Annotated in this window: 20 protein-coding genes; all 20 read left to right on the top strand. The window is 44.0% G+C overall.

Going from position 1 to position 18983, the window contains the following annotated elements; translation table 11 throughout:
- Positions 1-12: 12 nt before the first annotated feature.
- The 20 genes from AC0MXB_RS15205 to AC0MXB_RS15110 all read left to right on the top strand — a co-directional run bounded on the left by AC0MXB_RS15205 (position 13) and on the right by AC0MXB_RS15110 (position 18975).
- Complete coding sequence (locus AC0MXB_RS15205; RefSeq protein ID WP_474040578.1) at positions 13-615, top strand: putative metallopeptidase; 603 nt, start codon at positions 13-15, stop codon at positions 613-615.
- On the top strand, positions 597-1493 hold the full coding sequence (locus AC0MXB_RS15200; RefSeq protein WP_474040577.1) for a terminase small subunit: 897 nt from the start codon (positions 597-599) through the stop codon (positions 1491-1493). The genes AC0MXB_RS15205 and AC0MXB_RS15200 overlap by 19 nt, the downstream gene beginning before the upstream one ends.
- The gene (locus tag AC0MXB_RS15195; protein WP_474040576.1) at positions 1480-2814 is read left to right on the top strand and encodes a PBSX family phage terminase large subunit; all 1335 of its coding nucleotides are present in this window, start codon (positions 1480-1482) and stop codon (positions 2812-2814) included. The genes AC0MXB_RS15200 and AC0MXB_RS15195 overlap by 14 nt, the downstream gene beginning before the upstream one ends.
- A gap of 13 nt (positions 2815-2827) precedes the next feature.
- Complete coding sequence (locus tag AC0MXB_RS15190) at positions 2828-3007, top strand: hypothetical protein (protein ID WP_474040575.1); 180 nt, start codon at positions 2828-2830, stop codon at positions 3005-3007.
- Positions 3008-3260: 253 nt separating this feature from the next.
- Positions 3261-5315, top strand: coding sequence for a minor capsid protein (locus AC0MXB_RS15185; RefSeq protein WP_474040574.1), 2055 nt, complete (start codon positions 3261-3263; stop codon positions 5313-5315).
- Positions 5316-5329: 14 nt separating this feature from the next.
- Positions 5330-5533 (top strand): hypothetical protein, encoded by a 204-nt coding sequence (locus tag AC0MXB_RS15180; RefSeq protein WP_474040573.1) that lies wholly within the window; start codon positions 5330-5332, stop codon positions 5531-5533.
- A 61-nt stretch (positions 5534-5594) separates the two neighbouring features.
- The gene (locus AC0MXB_RS15175; RefSeq protein WP_474040572.1) at positions 5595-8399 is read left to right on the top strand and encodes a hypothetical protein; all 2805 of its coding nucleotides are present in this window, start codon (positions 5595-5597) and stop codon (positions 8397-8399) included.
- 62 nt (positions 8400-8461) lie between these two features.
- Positions 8462-8746 carry a hypothetical protein gene (locus AC0MXB_RS15170; protein ID WP_474040571.1) on the top strand — a complete coding sequence of 95 codons (285 nt, stop codon included), beginning with the start codon at positions 8462-8464 and terminating at the stop codon, positions 8744-8746.
- A 2-nt stretch (positions 8747-8748) separates the two neighbouring features.
- Positions 8749-9474, top strand: coding sequence for a phage adaptor protein (locus AC0MXB_RS15165; RefSeq protein WP_474040570.1), 726 nt, complete (start codon positions 8749-8751; stop codon positions 9472-9474).
- Positions 9452-9853: a hypothetical protein gene (locus tag AC0MXB_RS15160; protein ID WP_474040568.1), complete on the top strand. Its 402-nt coding sequence runs from the start codon at positions 9452-9454 to the stop codon at positions 9851-9853. Before AC0MXB_RS15165 ends, AC0MXB_RS15160 begins: the two co-directional genes overlap by 23 nt.
- Entirely contained in the window at positions 9850-10374 is a 525-nt protein-coding gene (locus tag AC0MXB_RS15155; RefSeq protein WP_474040566.1) for a phage virion morphogenesis protein, read from the top strand. Before AC0MXB_RS15160 ends, AC0MXB_RS15155 begins: the two co-directional genes overlap by 4 nt.
- A gap of 7 nt (positions 10375-10381) precedes the next feature.
- On the top strand, positions 10382-11074 hold the full coding sequence (locus AC0MXB_RS15150) for a hypothetical protein (RefSeq protein ID WP_474040565.1): 693 nt from the start codon (positions 10382-10384) through the stop codon (positions 11072-11074).
- Positions 11075-11088: 14 nt separating this feature from the next.
- Positions 11089-12603 (top strand): hypothetical protein, encoded by a 1515-nt coding sequence (locus tag AC0MXB_RS15145; protein WP_474040564.1) that lies wholly within the window; start codon positions 11089-11091, stop codon positions 12601-12603.
- A 10-nt stretch (positions 12604-12613) separates the two neighbouring features.
- Positions 12614-13072 (top strand): hypothetical protein, encoded by a 459-nt coding sequence (locus AC0MXB_RS15140; RefSeq protein ID WP_474040563.1) that lies wholly within the window; start codon positions 12614-12616, stop codon positions 13070-13072.
- Between the two features lie 40 nt (positions 13073-13112).
- Complete coding sequence (locus AC0MXB_RS15135; RefSeq protein ID WP_474040562.1) at positions 13113-13460, top strand: hypothetical protein; 348 nt, start codon at positions 13113-13115, stop codon at positions 13458-13460.
- A 185-nt stretch (positions 13461-13645) separates the two neighbouring features.
- Positions 13646-15928 carry a phage tail tape measure protein gene (locus AC0MXB_RS15130; RefSeq protein ID WP_474040561.1) on the top strand — a complete coding sequence of 761 codons (2283 nt, stop codon included), beginning with the start codon at positions 13646-13648 and terminating at the stop codon, positions 15926-15928.
- A 14-nt stretch (positions 15929-15942) separates the two neighbouring features.
- Positions 15943-16794, top strand: a complete 852-nt coding sequence (locus AC0MXB_RS15125; protein WP_474040560.1) for a LysM peptidoglycan-binding domain-containing protein — start codon at positions 15943-15945, stop codon at positions 16792-16794.
- Positions 16794-17987: a phage late control D family protein gene (locus AC0MXB_RS15120; protein WP_474040559.1), complete on the top strand. Its 1194-nt coding sequence runs from the start codon at positions 16794-16796 to the stop codon at positions 17985-17987. Before AC0MXB_RS15125 ends, AC0MXB_RS15120 begins: the two co-directional genes overlap by 1 nt.
- 1 nt (position 17988) lies before the next feature.
- Entirely contained in the window at positions 17989-18573 is a 585-nt protein-coding gene (locus AC0MXB_RS15115; protein WP_474040558.1) for a phage baseplate assembly protein V, read from the top strand.
- A 12-nt stretch (positions 18574-18585) separates the two neighbouring features.
- Positions 18586-18975, top strand: a complete 390-nt coding sequence (locus AC0MXB_RS15110) for a DUF2634 domain-containing protein (protein ID WP_474040557.1) — start codon at positions 18586-18588, stop codon at positions 18973-18975.
- The last annotated feature ends 8 nt before the right edge of the window (positions 18976-18983 follow it).

Here is an 18983-nt window from a genome sequence, read left to right as displayed (position 1 = left end):
GAGCTGAGCCTGATGAGCGTCTGTAAAAATTGCTATCTTGAACAAATCTGTAAAAAAGAAAAGCGTAGTTGCAAAGCGCTCGATCGGCTTGCAAGTATTTGCTCCAAAGAGGATTTTCGGCACCGGCGCGCACTGATCCGCGAGTATGCAAAAGATTTAGGCGTTGTGAATTTTGAAGTATCGCCAGAGCTGCAGCAGCTAGGACAGCAAGTCATTGACGCTATGCGTGATCTGCAGTTTATTAACACGTATGACATTAAAGTTGGTTACGTCATGAGCTGGGAGCCGAAACGATCCGGACGGAAAGTCATATTTGCCGACTGCCGCAAGACAACCAGTGTATATACGGCTTTTTTGCCGTTCCACTTCATTGTGACGTTTTACTGGCCGAACATGAGCTTCATGACGGACAACCAGAAGAAGCTGCTAATGTATCACGAACTAAAGCACATCGGGATAGGGCTGCGGGGCCTGAGGTTAGAGCCCCACGACATCGATGATTTCCAGACGATCCTAAGCAAGTATGGCCTGGACTGGAATCAATTTGGCAATGACGTTCCGGATATATTGGCAGATGGAGGTGGTGACTTGTGTAAATGCAGCAACACGAGTTAGCGCTAAAAGACTATATCCTTGGGATGAAATACAAGGATATTGCCGAGAAGTACAATGTTTCAATCTCTACCGTAAAGCAATGGAAGTTTCGGTATAAATGGGAGCGAGATAAGCCCATTAAAAAGCCCAAAAAGACTGTAGACAATGTAGACAAAAATAAAAAGGTCTACAAAAAGTCTACAGAAAAAGAAATAGACGAAGCGAAAGATGAAGAGCTGTCCGATCAGGAGCAGCTCTTTGTTTATTATTATTTGAAAAGCCATAATGCCACTCAGGCCGCGCTCAGCGCTGGCTATGGCAAGGGCGGCAATAAGCATACCGCTACCGTCCTTGGTTGTCGGCTACTACAGCGACAGCGAGTACAGAAGGAAATCGATCGACTAAAAGCTCTCTTTAGGCAAGAAATTCATGTTGACATAATTGACTTCCTGCAATTCTGTGTAAAAGTCGTTTATGCCGACGTCGGTGATATGTTGTCGTTCGGACAAAAAGACGTTCCTGTCATGGGAACGTTTGGACCAGTTCTTGATCCAAAAACCAAAAAGCCACTTAAGAAAACAATAAATTATATTGATCTGGTTAATAGTGATAAGCTCGATACTTCCGTCATTCAGGAGGTTAAGCAGGGCAAGGACGGTATCAGCATCAAGCTTGCTGATAAGAAGTGGGCCTGGGAACAGCTGATCAAGTATTTCGACTGGTTGCCTGACAAGTGGCAGCGCAAGCTTGAGGAAGATCGGTTGAAGGTTGCCCAGGATAAATTGGCAATTGAAAAAGCTAAAATTGGCGATGACGATGACACCGATGAAGCAGACAATAGCTTCATAGAAGCCTTGGCCGGCAAAGTGCCGGAGGTGTGGGGCGATGAGAAAGAATAAGATCGTTCCCTTTAAGTTTGATCCGTTCTCGCCAAAGCAGCTTAAGGTTCTCACCTGGTGGCTACCAAATTCACCGGTTAAAGATCTCGATATCTTGATTGCTGACGGCGCTGTCCGGAGCGGCAAGACTGTTTCCATGTCCCTTTCGTATGTTATGTGGGCGATGGAGACTTTTCAGCATGAGAATGTCGGCATGGCTGGTAAAACAATCGGCTCATTTCGGCGAAATGTTCTGGCGCCGCTGAAACGCATGCTCAAGTCGCTGAAGTATCGAGTGAAAGAGCATCGAACCGATAACATGGTCGAAATCAGCAAGGGCGGCCGACGAAATTATTTTTATATTTTCGGTGGCAAAGATGAGCGTAGCCAGGATCTGATTCAGGGCATTACGCTCGCAGGCATGTTTTTCGATGAAGTCGCGCTTATGCCGCAGTCTTTTGTCAATCAAGCAACAGCCCGTTGCTCTGTGACTGGCTCAAAAATGTGGTTCAACTGTAACCCGGCAGGACCATATCATTGGTTCAAAGTGGAGTACATTGAGAAGCTTGCTGAAAAGCGGGCTCTTTACTTGCATTTCACAATGGATGATAATTTCAGCCTGAGTGAAGTGGTCAAAGAACGCTATCGCCGCATGTATACGGGCGTGTTCTACGAACGCTATATTCTCGGTCTTTGGAAAATGGCTGAGGGCGTTATTTACGACATGTTTGATGAAGTCGTTCACCGAGTTGATCCAGAGAAACTTCCGAAAGCCTTCGAAAGTTATTATGTCGGTGTCGACTATGGGACCGGAAATGCAACAGTATTTCTTCTTGTCGGCAAATATAAAGACCGGTATTACGTGATAAAAGAATATTATTACGACGGCCGCGGATCCGGAAAGCAAAAAACGGATGCGCAGTATTCGGCCGATTTTCAGCAGTTCGTTTCTGGGTATGTGATCAGCAAAGTTTTTGTCGATCCTTCAGCCGCCTCCTTTATTACGCAACTTCGCCAAGACAAGGTAGCAAATGTGGCTAAAGCTGATAATGATGTTCTTGACGGCATCAGGACAGTTGCTACTGCTTTGAGCAACAAGTTGCTTTATATCTGTTCAAGCTGTATCAATGTGCTCAAGGAGTTTTCCGTTTATGCGTGGGATCTGAAAGCGCAGGATCGAGGCGAGGACAAGCCGATTAAGCAGTATGACCATGCTATGGATGCTTTACGGTATGTTATTTTCAAACTCTTACGTACTGTTGATCCGATATTTGAAGTTGGCACGCCTGTCGGATATGACGATATCATCAATGCCGATATGTATGGCGACATGTTTAGATAAAGGAGAATGGCAAATGTTTGAGGTTATTGCATATCCGCCGCCGCGTTTTTGGTGGCAATTCTGGAAGCCGTCACGGCCGTTTATTTTGATGAGCAATGAGCGGTACATTGATCCAAGTGGCGAAACTGCTGCAATATTTAAACCGAAAAAAGGCTACAGATACCAGGTCGCTTATATTGGGAATCAGCCCTAAGTAAGCGATTTTATTATTTGTGTGAGGAGGTGATAATTTGTCTGAAATAAAAATCACAGGAAAATCCGCATATCCTAATGATGCGCCAACTTATAGAGTGGCAAGCGAAAACGAGCAACAAAGCTGGATATCCAGAACGCTTAAGGCCATTACTAATACGTTCATTCACCTTCTTCCGGAACAAGGCGGCGGAGAGACTACCAATGACACCACGCTGGTTATTAAGACTTCACCAACCATTTGGGAATATGAGATGTTTCGGCAAGAGTGGGATCGGCGCTCAATTTTGCGAGATGTTGAGCTGATGCTGAAGTCTGATCCACGAGCAAAGCGCGCCAATCGAGTTTTTGCAAGTACAGCTGTTCGCAAGGGAATTACCGTCACTGTAACTTCAGAAGTCAGTGAAGAACTAGCCGAAAAGGGGCAAGAGGTCATCAACCAAATTATGCGGGATGCTCAGGTTAATGCCAAATTGGCTTCATGGGCAAGGATATTGCTCAAAGAAGGCGACTTGTTTTTAAATCCGGTTATCAACCTGAAAACCAATAAAATTAAAAACATCAAGCGTCTCCCGGCCATATCCATGCAACGAGAAGAGGGGATGGATGGAAACTTTGCGGATTTGCAAAAAGCTTTTCGGCAGATCGATCCTATTTCTCTCCTCGTTATCGAAGAATTTCCTTTGTGGAGCATCAATCATATTCGTTGGGACCACGAAGAGGGAGATCGTTATGGAAATAGCCAGTATCTCCAGATTCGCGGTTATTGGAAGAAACTTGATATGACGGAGCAAGACCTTGTGGTTCGGCGCCGTAGTCGGGCACCGCAACGACGTGTGCATATTTTGGGAGACAAAGAGAATCCGGCATCATGGGATCAGGTTGAAATGTACAAAGCCAAGAATGCTCTTGATCCGCGGCGAGCTCAGGTTACGACGGACTATTACTTAAATGGTCTAGGTGATATTAAGACGCTTGACGGAGATGATCATTTAGACCAGATCAAAGACGTCGAGCACTTACAGGAAGTTTACATGATCGGCACCGGTGTTCCGTTGCATCTCCTTGGATTTGGCAAGAATGTCAATCGCGATATCGTAGAGGACCAGAAAAAGCAATTTGAAGAGGACGCCCAGGAATTACGCAATCTGCTTGAATATGGTGATTCATCACCTTACAGTGGACTGCGTTTTATTTTCGACTTTGCTTTGGCGCTTGCTGGCATTGATCCTACGCTTGTAGATTACAATATTCGTTGGTATGAAAACGACAATGAAACGACCAATGACCGCGTTAATCGTGTGGTTGCTCTAAGATCCGCACAGCCTACACCTCTGATTTCCCGTAAGACGGGATTGACGCTTATCGCTAAGGATATCGGTCTTGAAAATGAATCTTCTATTGAGTCGGAATTAGAGGCGATTGATGAGGAAATGGAGTTGGACCGACAGGAGCAGCAGATTTTAGAGAAAGAGCTGAATCCGGAAAATCCCGCAACAAGCCCAGCAGGTCACAATGTACTACTCAAGGCAGCTAATGCAGCAATGGACGCAGCCGAGAGCAGAAAGCGTAAAAAAAAACGATCATTTCCGCTTCATAGCCCGAAAATAGCAGCACTTGAAAGCTTGATGGCAAGTGAGGTAAGAAAGCACTTTCAAGGCATATTTAAGGCGATGGACATCAGTGAACTCGGCAAGAAGTACAATCATTTTACGGACCAGAATCATAAGAAAAAGGTTATTGATGATGTGGTTGAATCGTTTGACGAAGCCGCTAAGAAAGTATCCTTGTCAGATTGTCTACTGAAATACTATCGTCCCGCTGCAGCTATAGCTCATGAAATCGCCCTGAATGACGTCAAGATCATGACGGACAGCATTGAAGATGATAGTGAGAACTTTTTCAATCCAAGCATTGCTTATTATTTTCAAGAGCAGGCTGGTTTTCGCAGTCGCCTTATGGATGAGACCACCAAGTCTGAACTAAGAAAGTCCTTAAATCAGGCTTATAGCAATAATGAAGAGTGGCCCGAGTGGGAAAAGCGGATTCGCAATGTGCTAAATGGCGACGTTCCTAAAGGGCGAGCTGAAATGATTGCTAGGACCGAATTGGCCTGGGCTTATTCAAAAAGCCTCCTAGGCACTTATAAAGAGGCTGGGAAAAGCTCTGTTACTTGGATGGCTGTAATGGATAACCGAACTTGCCCTATTTGTCGGAATCGCAATGGTAATACCTACAGCCTGTCTTGGGCTGAAGAAAATCTACCTGCTCATCCTAGGTGCCGTTGTACTGTAGTTTCAGCAGATTGAAGGAGGTGAAAGCTATGTTAGAAGATGCCGCTTGTATAGTTTTTATTAGTTCGTGCTTGTATTTGTGCTATCTAGCTCGAGAAGTGAAAAGAGAAATATTTAAGCAGTCCGTAGATTTTGAGGAAAAGTTGCGGAATGAGCGGAAGAAATCTATCCAACTGGTTGGCGACTTTAATAAAACGTTGGCAAATAGCAACCAAATTTTAAGAGGGAGGTGATCCAAATCTGCCGCAGGCTAAACCCCTGCAAAATTAAAATTAGTGAAAGGAGTGAACATTTTTGGCGAAAGATCTAGAAGTAAAAGCAGACATAGAAAATATTATTGAAATGTCTGATACTGTTGTTTCAAATATTGAAATTTTGACAGATGCAGCAGAAGAAAAACCTCTAAAGGTTCGTTTCAAAGGTGCTACGGCCAATATAGTAAATGAAAATTGTAGACTCTACCCTAGGAAGGTATTGGCCGACGCAGTTGAAAGATTTAAAGAAAAATTGCCGGTGATCGGCGAAAGTCCTCACCCTAAAGCAATGAAATCAAAGACCGGAAAGGTACTTTTTGATACCAAAATTGAAAACTCGGTAATTAAGATAACGGACGTTAGCATGCAAAATGATGACGTCTTTTTTGATGCCGAAATTCTTGGTACAGCTAAAGGTAAGGACCTTAAAGCTTTAATCGATCAAAAGGTCCAGGTAGGCGACAGTATCAGGATGGTTGGAAACAGTGTCAAGCGATCGATAAAAAGTGTCATGGTTGATGTGGCTACCTATCTTGATATTCATTCATGGGATGTTGTGATGAATCCGGCAACAGATGGCTGCGGTACTGTTCAAGTCCTTACTGATTCACAGGTTCAGGAAATTCTTGAGGACGGTATTGAAATTCAGGCTCCGATTTGTCCGGTATGCGCTGCAAAGCTTGAGGTGCAGGATCCGGACGAAGATGGCGATATTGATTTTTACGTATGCCCTGCTGGACATGGCCCTTTTGTTGAGGATTCGTATATAACGCAAAACACCAGCGCAAATCATGTTTTAACAACCGTTTCCGCGGATAATTGGGACCGGTATGGGCTAGCGCGAGAGTGGATAAAGAATAACCAAAAAAATAAAATGACCGATGCGGTCGGAGGAGATGGTGAGATCTTGAAACCTGAAGACTTGATTAAAGCCTTGAAAGAAAATCCAGAATTGCGCACGGCTTTTGCCGGTATCGCAGGAGAAGTTGCAAAGCCTGCTCTTGATGCAGTTGCTGCTCAAAACTTAGAAAACGAAAAGGCTCAACAAAAAGCTGAAGCAAAAGTCTTTTTGGATGAAAAGTTAGCTACTCTGAAAGGTAAGTTCGATGATAAGCAATTAAAAGTAATCTCGGATAGCATTGGGGAGCCTGCTGATAAAGAAGCGGCTCAAGCTATTTTTGATGCAGCTGTAAAAATTGCAGGTGCTGCAGGAGCAAAAGCTTTTACAGATAGTGTAGCTTTCGATGGCGTGTTTGACGGTGGTAACGGCCATACTCGTGTCGAAGTAACCCATGAGGCCAAACCTTGGATGCCGATCGTTGATGAGCTGACCAAAGCATTTGATCGATACGGCGAACAATTCGGTAAAACAATTGATCCGAAATTGCGTGAAAGCAATAGAGCTATTATTGATCGTATTTTGGAACGGCGTGAAAATGAGGTTGGCGCCAAGGTTCTGGCTGACAGTGTGCAGGGTCTTGACACTATGAGCGATAGCGTGTCGATTACTACCGCGCAGCTGCTGAATCAGCCAACGATTCTAACAGCCGTAATTGTACAAGCTTTCCAGGACTGCGAAAGCCTCCAATTTTTATTGACGGATACCTTTGACGGCTCTGAATGGAGAATTCCGGTTGAGACTTTCCAGGGGAATGAAGCCGCGGATCCGTCGACTGGCTTAATGGATATTGTGGTGGCAGAAGGTCTTGGGATTCCGGAAGCTGCAATTTCCCTCGGATGGTTGTCTTTCAACCCGAAATGGCGTAGAAATGCTGTAAGCTTGTCTGCAGAAGTAATTAAAGCCTTGGGAACTGGCCCAGCGAGGTATCCAGCAATCGCCCGTGCTCTTTATCATGTCGGCGAAGAAAAACGTCGTATTGTCGATAATGCGGCCTACTATGAAATGATTCTTTCTTCTGACGAGTATGCGGCGGCCGCGATTAACAGTGAAACTGTTGCTGCTGCTCAAATTACTGCAGTAAACAATGGCACGAATGTTGCCTTCAGGGCAAATCTTACTTTAAAACAAAGCGCTGCCGGCATCGCTAATGCGGGATCTAACCCGATTGTGCGTCCGCGGATTAAAACTCAAATTTTACCTAATGGTAATACGCAGACTGTTACGACAAACCCGATTTCATGCACGGTTAATGGTGTAGCTCAAGTACTTGGCTACTTAGATGCCAATGGAAACATTGCATCGTATCCAAACACAACAGCTACTATGGCAGTTGATTTTGAAAACGGAGTTGTTTATTTTACTGCAGCCTCCGGAGTAAATCCAACGGCAGGAACGCCCATACTTCCTGTTCTTAGCTATAGCGCAGTAACTAACTACGACCGGTGGAGCTGCACTATTCCTAATGGCGTAAAACCGGAAGATTACTATAATACTTTCCTGCAGAAATTGACCAATGTAAGCGCGCTAATGGGTAGCGCTCCTCGGTATAAGAGCCCAAACCTAGCAATTTTCAGCCGGTCAAGCGCTACCTATGTAGAGAATGCGCAAATGTTTTATAAACTGGCTCAGCCAGAAGGAACTCGATTGATTAGCTCTGGTAACTATTTTGGTGAACGTGCTGGCATGAATTTGGCCAAAATCAATGCTCCTTGGGTAGCTGGTGACGGCCGCATTCTTTTAACACAAAAAGGCAGCACCAAATATGGCATTAACACGCCGTATGAGCTGAAGGGGCCTTATCCGAAGTATGATTCGACCGGAAAGATCATGGATGTTGAGCTTTGGTATGGACGTGAAAATAGCGTTCTTTGCACGCCTCAGGTCACTGATATTAATGGCAATATTATTAATCCTGTATCCCGCACATTGAAAATCGTGCCTTAAGTAAATAAATGCTAGGCCCCTACTAATGCAGGGGCCTTAATCTTTATGAAGGAGAGATTACGATGCATCAAAATACAGATAAAGCTTTTTTCCATCCTGTGACTCATCAGCTGATCGAACCGGGGCAGTTTTATGGAACTCCTGCACACTATGAGCATGAGGACAAGGCCGTTGTGACTGAACCCGCCGAGAAAACTGAAGAAGTGGGCGATGTGGCCGAAGAAAACGCTGAAGGTACCGATGATCCGATTAAACATGTTGGCGGAGGCGTTTATGAGTTGCCTGGTGGATCCAGGATTAAGGGAAAAGAGGCCGCCTTAGCTGCATTAAATACGGCGAGTGAATAATTATGGCTACAATTGTTGATTTTGTGATCCGAGTCCGGAATCAAATTAGAGACAATGGAGCAGCTCAGGTATTCCCTGATTCATTGGATGATGCTTCGCCGCCCAAAGCAATTAAGGGAAGTAGCCCAGAGATAAGGCAATTTATTCAAGATGCTATTGCGGAGTATTCTCGTTATCGGCCGTTAAAAAAGCCTCTTACGCTTCAGCTTGAGCAAGGCAAGACAAATTATGTGTTGCCAACAGATTGGCTGTCTATTGACATGCCTTCTTTTTTAGCGGCATCATCGCCTAGTAATAATGATGATCCGGGAAATTATTTGATCCCGGGATTCCCTCTTGGACTGCAAACAAATTCACTTTCCTTTCAGTGGTATGACGAAAGTCAAATGCTGGTCTTGAGTGCAGCTCCAGTAGTGTCATATGTTTTGCAATGCGATTATTGCGCATATCATCAGGTTGATGATTCAGGGTCAACAATTCCTCGGCAATGGGAATTTACGGCTTTGCTTCCTGCTTATGAAAAGGCACTTCGCGCCATTGCTACCGATCAAGCCGTAAAGCTTCAAAAGTACCGAATCGGTGGTCGTATGGGCATTGAAGTCGATAATAGCAAAATTGCATCTCAGCTATTGGAGCAGGCTGATCATTATAGGGGACAATTTAGAAAAGAAGTAGTTATGCGGCCGTATGGCGCGCTTGGAGGTGATGATCCAAGTGTCTATTGGTGATAATCCTTTTTCAGTGCTTGGTATTGATTTGTCTACTCTATTGCAGTTGCATGGTGTTCTTGTTGCAGTCGAAAGATTAGATCAAACCGCCATTCAAGGTGCTGGTGAAGATATTTATGGGGAACCAGAAATACCACCTCAGAAATTTGAGGTAAAAGTGCTTTTTGGAGGAACCGAACTTGATGAAGAAGCTACTATTGGCGGAGGAAAGCCGAAAGAGCTTCTTCTTTTGCTTGGTGAACCAGGGACTTTATTTGAAAATGACATGGTGACTTATAGTAGTCACAACTATAATGTGCGTCATGTAGGCAGAGCTATATCACAGGGAATGCCTGCGCTGGAAGCTTATACGGCGGTTAGGGAGCTCGATAGAATATGACACAAATTACTATGAAAGGACTAATGACTCGACTTGCCAAGACACCGGCTGTTCTTCATGCGGCTGTTCAGGTTGAGCTAAAAGGAGTTGCCACGAAAGTACGCGATGATGCTGTAAAGAAATTTGGCCATTACCAGGATGCTGTTGGTCCATACCCTAAATGGGCACCACTCAAAAAAGCGACTATTCAAGCTAAAAATCGTGCTGGCGGCGGAGACGATCCGCTGATCGGACATTACGGAAATAAAAACGGGAATCGTCGCAAGAGGTTGCAAAGTTCATCATGGAAGAATCGTGGGAAAAAGTGGGGAATGCCATTAAGAAGTTCAATTTCTATGCACGTAAGTCATTGGACGGCTCAAGTTGGAACTGATAACCCTTTGGCTAAATACCATGAATATGGAGCACCCGGTAAAAATATTCCGCCTCGACCATTTTTGCGGCCAGCCGCATATCAAAACCAGGATTTTTTTCATGATAGAATGGCTCTTGCTATGATAGCGGCTATTAAAAAGATGTGAGGTGCTTATGGCGATCATACAAAATGAGCCTATGGTGGATATCGCCAATAATCTTCGTGCTATTTTTATTGGGCGATTTACACAGTTAAAGTCAGTTATCCTAGGGTGGCCAGATAGGAAGTGGCAGTCGCTAGATAAAAAACTGCCAGCTGTTTTTTTAGTGGAAATATCTGAGCATGGTGGGCATGTCTGTGGCCTTTATGATGTTCACAGAACTATTAAGAACACGGATGGCACCGCTAACATTGTTCAAGAAAAACTTCGCTTAAATACTTTGCTGCAATTGACTTTGCTTGCCAATGACAAAAGCACGAGGGATCAACTTGGATGGCAAATTAAACAGTACTTGGTCACTAACTTTCGTCTTCCAATTCTGGATTTTAGGCAGAATCCTCCGGTAGAAACGGGCGAATATATGATGTTTCGTTATAAAGGAGATCACAAAAACCCACAAGGAGAAGAGAATTACTGGCAGCGGGATTTTACTTTTGAGGTTACAAGCCGTGTACTCGATGCGGTACCGGCCTATCCTTTGAAGACGATTGATGTTTCAATTACGGCGCCGCCTCCCGCGCAAGAACAGAAACAGAATCCTGTGATTCAGGATCCTATTTCATCGAAGCCAACAACGGGGCCAGGCGCTACTTCTTCAGAGTCTCAAACCAGAGGCGGTTTAACAATCAATTTTGATATTTCATAAAAGGGGTGATTTTCATGCCTATTGTTCAATCCATAGCAGGGCAGATTCTCGATGATGTATATATTATCGAAGTCTCTTCGCCTCCTGTCATTCAAGGGGTTCAGGTTGGAATTGTTGGCCTGGTTGGCACTTTCCAGAAAGGAATTCCGACAGGAATTTATTCTATTAGTGATTACGCGACTGCAGTTCGTTTGTTAGGTAAATCGCGAGCTGACATTGGCGGCCCAATGGCGATACAAAATTTACTTAGACAAAGCTGTGGCAATATACAGGTGGTCCCTTGCTTTGGCGAAGGTGCTGCCGCTTCTTCGGTGCAGCTTAAAGATTCCCAATCGACACCCGGCGTATTAGGGACATTAACAGCGGCACAATCGCATCCTCAATCAGGAATAATGACTCCATTATTAGGGTCAGAACCAAATTCTTGGACGGCAACTGTTACTACTTCCGCGACGCCAGCTGGGTCATTTAATATTACTATTGCAACGCCAAGCGTAACAGAAAATTATACTGGACTGACGGCGGAGACTTGGGCTAATACCATTAATAGTAAAAGCAATATTATTATAGCGGAAAAAGCGACAACACCATCGACGAATCCGGCTGCTGCAGGAACATTTCAGTTTGCCGGTGGATCCTGCGGAGCGATTTCAAAGGAAACTGATATCGATGCTGCATTAATTGGCGAGGTTAATGAGGATGGGAGCCGAACTGGTTTAGCTTTACTCGAAACGATTACAAAAAACCTAATTCTAGCGGCGGAATATACTTCGTCAGCCGTAAATGCAGCACTGGCAGCACATGTGCAGAGCCAACATTGTATTGCGGCTATTTGTTCATCTATTGGAGCTACGGTAGCTAATACAATTTCTGCGAAATCGTTGATTAGCCAAGATAATGTCGCTATGTGTGATGGGTGGCGAGTTTGCTATGATTCGGATCTGGGAACAAATCGGAATTGTGCTCCAACGGCTCTTGTTATGGGGATGGCTTCACAACTGGCGCCTCAAAAAAGTTGGGGCAATAAAGCTATCTACGGCACGCAAGGATCTGTAACACCGAGAAATCAAGCAGAGCTAGCTCAGCTGCAGCAGGCTGGTGTTTTATGCGTGTGCGATAGTATTCCCCGCGGTGGAGTGGGGACGCGATCAGGTGTGGCGTCTGATGGATCTGACTTATATGTGCGCCGCATGCGATATTACCTGGAATTTTCAGTTATGAATTCTATGGGCTGGGCGGTCGATGAGTTGCAGTCGACGCAGGCCACAGATAAATTGCGGGGCGATATTAAACAATCTATCGGTCAGTTCTTAAATGGACTTGCAAATCCGAAGGATCCGGCGCTGAAAGTAATTGATAGCTATTTGGTGGTCTGCGATTTGACGAATAATCCGCCTGATCAAATTGCGGCCGGAAAATTAAGCGTATCCGTAAAAGTAAGGTTGCTGGCAGCTGCCAAGATGATTATTATTTCAGCCGATATTTCAACTGGCACGATTACAACATCAAGTACAGCTATTGCAGCGTAAGGAGGTTTTTATGAAGACGTTTACGTTTGATTTACAAAGACATTCACAGGATCGTATTTTAGGTAGCATGGTTCAACTGCAAATTTATGGATCTGATGGGCCGATTGATTTGGCAGAATTAGATAGCTTTAGTGCAAATAGTAAGGCTGAACTTAAAAAATTTCAGCCTTTAGGACAAAAAACTAAGCATGGCCAAGTAATTTATGGCGAATGGGACCTTTCTTTTAAAGGAGCTAAAATCAACGACAGTTGGGATAACGTGCAATATACTCAGGATCAGGCGCTCTTGGCTGGGCAATCCGCACCGAGATACAGAATTGTGCAAACTACGACCTGGTACAATGGGACCGTAGAAACCTGGATCTACGATGATGTTATCTTGTATAACTTCAAGACGGATAGTGCTAAGGCAGATGATGAAATTAAGCAAGACTTTTCTGGTTTCGCACCAATGAGAGTAAGAGGGTAGGCAAAAAGCCTACCCTACTTTATTTTAGGAGGAATTGATTATGGAAAAGGCTTTTGAAGTCGTAACATTAAAGGATGGGAGAAAAGTAAAAGTTACTGAGCTAACTGGCTTAGATGAAATAATTGCTGGGAAGATCAGTAGTAGTGGAACTAAAGGGGGGAGAAGTGAGGCTGTACAGTATCGAGCGGCATTAGTGGCGCTTTCCATTGCTGAAATTGATGGTAAAGCAGTTAAAAGGCCTACTAATATTGTTCAAATTGAAGCACTTATGGCTCAATTTAGAATGAAGGATACTTCGAGAATAGCAAAGGTTTTTGAGCAGTTGAATGAAGACTCTGAAGATGATTTGGGGGAAGATCAGGCCTCCGACTCAGAATTAATAGACTGAAAGAGTCGGCGGCCTTTAGTCAAGCGGTGATGTTGGCTGATGCTACTCAAGGGGGCATTTCTTATAGTACTGCTTTATGCATGAACCTGAGCGAACGAATAGCTGCTATAGAAGTAATTAGTGAACTTAGAGAAAAGCAGAGACAGGAGGCAGCAGATGGGTAAAGAGTCGGGAGGTAGTATTAGATGGGGATGCTATCGAAGATATTTGAAATATCAGTAGCTTTTTCAGCAGTTGATAGACTTACCGGACCAATGGAAAAAATGGCTGTCGAGATGGGTGTGCTAGATAAAAAGACAGAAGAAGTCCAAAAAAAGCTTACTAATTTTAGAAACATGGGATTTGTCGGAGGGGCCATGGCCATGTCTGCAGCAGCTGGATTTGAAGTCATGGACAAATTAGCACACAAAGCATCTGAAGTTCAACAGCAAATGATTCAGTTAGGTGCAGTTTATGGGCTTAACATTGATGACTCTCAATTGAAGAACTTGGAGCAAGAGGCGGAAAATTTGTCTTTGCAAACATTGTTTTCAAAGAAGCAGATCATCAGTGTTGAGGTTGAAATGGCTCACGCTGGATTAAAAGGAGATGCGCTAAAAGCTGTTTTGCCAGAAGCTACATATCTCGCAGAAATCGAGCAAGGAATGGGAAAATCTTCATCACCAGAGTCAACTGCATATAATTTTGCAAGAATGGTTGATGATATGGGAATTTCTCAAAATACTGAGAGAATGAAAGCTTTTGCCGATGAACTTTCTCGTTTAGAAAGCGTAACCCATTTAACTAGTGAGACCATGGGCGAATCTTTTAAGTATGCTGCTCCGAAAGCTCGACAGGCTGGATGGACCGAGCAAGATTTAGGCATGGCTTTTGGTTTAGCAGCTAGGTCCGGTATGGAAGGATCAATGGCGGGTACTAACCTCACAGATATGCTTGAACATACAAATAGTGAAATTTATGCAATAATGCCTAGAAGTGGTAAACGTAAAATAGATGAAATGAAAGAACTTGGATTTATCGGAGATGATGGCCGAGATGTTTTTCATTATTTTGATCAAGTTGAGAAACGTTATAAGCTAAAATCTTTTGAGGATATTTCATCTATTCTTCATCAATCTAAAACTGACTTTATGGCTAGAACTGGTGGAGATAGTGAAAGGTATGAAGCATATACAAGAGATATTTTTGGAGAACAAGGCGGTAGGTTTGCAGCAATTGCGGAAGATAAAGAAAATTTAGAGAGATTGAAATCTCAAATGGAGCAAACAAAAGGGCTTCATGAGCAGATCGAAACCATCCGCGATAGTTTCCAAGGGCAAAGTCATATTTTAAGCAGTAACATTGATAATATGGGCCTAGCGCTAGGAAAACCAATGATGGAAATTCTCTTGCCCGCAGTACGGTTAGTGAGTGATCAGGTACAAGCATTAGTTGGTTTCCTAGGCCAACATCCCGCCTTGGCAAAGTGGACAGCTGGAATATTAGCATTTTCTGCAGCTGCACTAGGAACAGTTGGAACAATGATGGTTTTTGTCGGCGCGTTGGGATATTTTAAAAATTCACAGACCGTTAAAACTACTTTCCGAATTCTTACTTCTGCAGTTAGAGGTTTATTAGGTCCAGTGGGGCGAGCTACTCCTTTAGTTAGGGTTTTTGGTACATCGTTGATTCGATTGTCAGTTCAAGGTATGTCAGCTGCGGTTCGCTTAGCAGCCGCATGGGTTATTGGGTTAGGGCCTGTTGGGTGGGCCATTGCGGGCGTCATTACTGCATTAGGGGGGCTTTATATTGCTTGGCAAAATAACTGGTTTGGAATTAGAGACGTTTTTGCTGACATTTCTAATTTTATTGGAAGCAAACTTGATTGGTTGTCAGGGAAAATAGGAGCTTTTATTGACAAACTCACTGGTGCAATTGGGAAAAGTAAAATGCTTAAAGATGTCAGTGTTGGTAGTGGCGAAGGCGATTCTTTATCAGTTGATAGAGGGCAGGGGAGTGTTATAGCACCAGGCGGCGCTTTTGCCGATGGGACGGATTCGGCGCCAGGTGGCATGTCACTAGTCGGTGAAAGAGGTCCGGAACTGATTAATTTGCCGCGTGGTAGCCAGGTAATACCAAATCATAATTTGATGGGTATGATCAAATCGTTGGCGAATAATCCCACGGGTATGTTGTCGTCCATGAATTTGGGAATGTTGAAGAGCTTACCGTCGATGCTAGCGAGTGAGGTTAATAATTTAGTTAGCAATTTAAAAGGACCGCATAATTCTATACAAATACAACCGCAAGCGTCAAGCTCTAGCGAATCAAGAGGAAGCGGAGAGGTCCATTTGCACGGGGGAATCCATATAACTGCTGCGCCGGGACAATCGGCAGAAGAAATCGCTCAAGAAGTTATGCGAGAGATCGGTAGAATGATGCGAGATCAGTCTCTTAGTAGAGGAACGCAACCTGTTGCAATGTGGTAGAAAGGAGGGGCTATATGGGAGGAATTGTTACTCAGTTCGGGCAAGCGATTATACAGAATGAACTAAAACAATTTTTACCGAATCTTTTTGGAAATTTGACTCAAGATGCATCAGCGTCCGTTTTATCTCTCGGTAAGGTCAGCTTTGCAGTTGATGATCTTCCAGAATCAGTAAAGCTAGGGGGTGTACAAGAGTTAGCTGTACATAAATATCCTGGCGGCGGCATGGACGTGCAGACCATGGGGGCGTATGAAGATGCTATCGCATGGGATGCCACTTTTATGTATGATGATGCATTGAGTCGTGCCCAAGCGATAAATGCTATGCGAATTCAAGGGCAGCCGGTATTATTTACGATCGGAAGCCTTTCGTATAAAGTGCTTATCGCGAAATTTCATTTTAGTTACGCTAATGAATCGTGTATTCCGTATAGCATTGAGCTGCAGCCTCTAGGTCAGTACACGAAGCAAACGACCGCTAATAATCCATCTGCCTTAGATCAGACACTCTCTGGTGTAATTGATAAGGCGCTTGGTAATAGTAGCGATATTGTTAAAAATGCATTAGGGCAGGTCTTAACAAAAGTTACAGGAGCCGCCGCAACAACAACGTTGGGGCAAATTTTGCAAGCGAAATCGATCGGCAATCCTAGCTTAGCTTTAACAGGAGTCATCGCTGCAGCAGTTCCGCAGCTTACGCATATGACAGCAGCGTCTGATTCTCTTTGGGGGATTGCTCAGAAGGCTTACGGAGATGGCAAATTATGGCCGGTTATCGCACAAGCCAATAACGTTAAAAATCCGATTGCTTTAGCGATCGGTCAGCAGCTTTTTGTTCCAAATCCTAAGCAAGCGGTGAATAAATAATGTTTCAGACTACGAAAACAAAGCAAAGTGGTAGAAATGGCCTTTCCGCATGGAGGGCCATTGTTTTAATTAATGGGTATCAAGTGCGATACACGAGCTTTTCAGTAGAGCAAAATGGGTTTTCGGCAGCAAATAGCTTTGAAGTATCTTTACCATTTTTTATTGCTGATAAGCAGAATGGAGAAAAGGTGCTGGCGAATGGCCCTGACTTCGACAGTATGCTTCTAACCACTGATGATATTCCGGTAAAAATCTATATTGGCCGTCCACCAAATAAAGATAAATATACGGTGCAAGATCTTTCTTTACTAATGGATGGATCGCTTGATACAGCTCGCTGGTCGTTCGATATGTCGGGAGAGCGAGTTGTTATACGCGGGAGAAACGCTGTTGGTAAGATGCTGGATACAAAGGTCCTTGATAAGTTTCCAAATATGACTAGCAGCGCGATTGCTACACAGTTTGCAAATGAAAACGGCCTCAAACCTGTCGTGACAGCAACTTCTACCTTAGCTGGTACCTGGTATAACCAAAATAGTGCTATTATTGGCAGAGAAACGACGCAATGGGATCTGCTCTTATTTTTAGCAAAGGCAGAGAATTTCATTGTCAGAGTAACTACTGATAATAAGCTGCTTTTTGGCCCATACAGTGAAGTGACGACTTATAACCAAATAAGTCCTATACCTTACACCTGGGGCTATGACATCAAGAGCCTAAACTTTGAACGGAGTCCTCATGCCGCTAAGGATATTGTAGTAAAGGTTATTTCTTATAGCCGCAAATACAATAAAAAAGGGACTAAATTCCACGAGCATCATATCGAAGAAATTGCTAGATCAAATACGAAAAAAGCTCAATCGATTAGCAATCAAAGCGGGCAAAAGCAGCAGTATACAGAGGTTTATACGATCCCAGGCCTGACGCGGGAGCAAGCGCAAAAGAAAGCGCAGGAAATTTTGCGAGAGCTTTCGAGAAGCGAGATTATTGGACAAATGGTCGCAGCTGGTCTTGATGTGCTTAATGTAGACAAGCAAATCGTGATTTATGGGGTTGGCAGGGCTTTAAGCCAAAATTATTATTTAAACCGAGTTACGCATCGTTTTTCTAACGAAGGGGGATACACTGTTGATACTTCTTTCAGCAATCAGTACTTGGTTAATACAGAAGCCATTAGAGGGGGGACGACATGACATGCGATCGTTAGATTTAGGAGAACAAATTAAGCAACAATCAAGGGATCTTAATAACTCCACTATGATGGCATCGACAGGATATATTACTACTGTCGATGGCACAGGCCATAATGCTAAAGTTATGCTTGAGCCTTCCGGGGTGGAGACGGGATGGCTTTCGATCGGCACCGTGTATGCAGGCCAAGGATTCGGATTTGTTGCCTATCCACAGCAGGGTGCTGAATGTACGGTTGTTTTTGAGCATGGCGATATAAACTGTGGTCGCATCGTTGCTTTTCATCATAATGAGACTGACGCACCGCCGCCGGTTACGCCTGGGGAGGCAATTTTAAAACATGAAAGCGGGGCTTTTATAAAATTCCATTCAGATGGAAAGGTTGAGATTTCCGCGGTGAGTGATTTAAGTCTCACTGCGAAAGGTGCTCTCAGCATTACGACGTCTGGGACGGCCACTGTAAATTCATCAGGCAGTATGAACATTTGTGGCGGAGGCGAAGGAATTGCTAGAAAAGGCGATGCGGTGCAATGCCCTTGTGGTACAGGAACAATTACAGGTGGTTCATCGAAAGTCACTTGTGGTTAGGAGGCTCTAATTGTGTGGGGAGATTCTTTAATTGGTGTAGATATAAAGCTAAGTGGTAATGACTTGGGAGTTACTCAATCAGGCGATTTGGATTTAGTCGGGCAAAAAAGTTCGATTGAGAACGTCTGGCAGGCGGTTGAAATGCGGATTTTAACGACTTTAGGTACTTATCTTTTTGATAGTAACTACGGGACGTTAGCACGTCAATATATTGGAGAGCCGCTGCCTGCTGCGATGATGCAAAAGCTTAAAGCGGAAGTCGCTGAAACGATTGCGCAAGATGAGCGTGTAGCTAGTATCTTCAATCTCCAAATTACACAAGACGGAAGTAGCTTTCACATATCGTTTGGATTTACGACCACTAGTGGGGATAGCGCTTATGGCACAACGGAATTAGGCTAGAAAGGAGG

The sequence above is a fragment of the Pelorhabdus sp. sgz311001 genome (assembly GCF_055901755.1).
The sequence above is the reverse complement of the archived record's forward strand: the minus strand, read 5'-3'. Positions and strand labels throughout refer to the sequence as shown.

What these genes read in the sequence shown, in the direction of transcription:
- AC0MXB_RS15205 (WP_474040578.1), top strand. Translation starts at nt 13, where the DNA reads ATGAGCGTCTGTAAAAATTGCTATCTTGAACAAATCTGTAAAAAAGAA.
- AC0MXB_RS15200 (WP_474040577.1), top strand. Translation starts at nt 597, where the DNA reads ATGCAGCAACACGAGTTAGCGCTAAAAGACTATATCCTTGGGATGAAA.
- AC0MXB_RS15195 (WP_474040576.1), top strand. Translation starts at nt 1,480, where the DNA reads ATGAGAAAGAATAAGATCGTTCCCTTTAAGTTTGATCCGTTCTCGCCA.
- AC0MXB_RS15190 (WP_474040575.1), top strand. Translation starts at nt 2,828, where the DNA reads ATGTTTGAGGTTATTGCATATCCGCCGCCGCGTTTTTGGTGGCAATTC.
- AC0MXB_RS15185 (WP_474040574.1), top strand. Translation starts at nt 3,261, where the DNA reads ATGTTTCGGCAAGAGTGGGATCGGCGCTCAATTTTGCGAGATGTTGAG.
- AC0MXB_RS15180 (WP_474040573.1), top strand. Translation starts at nt 5,330, where the DNA reads ATGTTAGAAGATGCCGCTTGTATAGTTTTTATTAGTTCGTGCTTGTAT.
- AC0MXB_RS15170 (WP_474040571.1), top strand. Translation starts at nt 8,462, where the DNA reads ATGCATCAAAATACAGATAAAGCTTTTTTCCATCCTGTGACTCATCAG.
- AC0MXB_RS15165 (WP_474040570.1), top strand. Translation starts at nt 8,749, where the DNA reads ATGGCTACAATTGTTGATTTTGTGATCCGAGTCCGGAATCAAATTAGA.
- AC0MXB_RS15160 (WP_474040568.1), top strand. Translation starts at nt 9,452, where the DNA reads ATGATCCAAGTGTCTATTGGTGATAATCCTTTTTCAGTGCTTGGTATT.
- AC0MXB_RS15155 (WP_474040566.1), top strand. Translation starts at nt 9,850, where the DNA reads ATGACACAAATTACTATGAAAGGACTAATGACTCGACTTGCCAAGACA.
- AC0MXB_RS15150 (WP_474040565.1), top strand. Translation starts at nt 10,382, where the DNA reads ATGGCGATCATACAAAATGAGCCTATGGTGGATATCGCCAATAATCTT.
- AC0MXB_RS15145 (WP_474040564.1), top strand. Translation starts at nt 11,089, where the DNA reads ATGCCTATTGTTCAATCCATAGCAGGGCAGATTCTCGATGATGTATAT.
- AC0MXB_RS15140 (WP_474040563.1), top strand. Translation starts at nt 12,614, where the DNA reads ATGAAGACGTTTACGTTTGATTTACAAAGACATTCACAGGATCGTATT.
- AC0MXB_RS15135 (WP_474040562.1), top strand. Translation starts at nt 13,113, where the DNA reads ATGGAAAAGGCTTTTGAAGTCGTAACATTAAAGGATGGGAGAAAAGTA.
- AC0MXB_RS15130 (WP_474040561.1), top strand. Translation starts at nt 13,646, where the DNA reads ATGGGGATGCTATCGAAGATATTTGAAATATCAGTAGCTTTTTCAGCA.
- AC0MXB_RS15125 (WP_474040560.1), top strand. Translation starts at nt 15,943, where the DNA reads ATGGGAGGAATTGTTACTCAGTTCGGGCAAGCGATTATACAGAATGAA.
- AC0MXB_RS15120 (WP_474040559.1), top strand. Translation starts at nt 16,794, where the DNA reads ATGTTTCAGACTACGAAAACAAAGCAAAGTGGTAGAAATGGCCTTTCC.
- AC0MXB_RS15115 (WP_474040558.1), top strand. Translation starts at nt 17,989, where the DNA reads ATGCGATCGTTAGATTTAGGAGAACAAATTAAGCAACAATCAAGGGAT.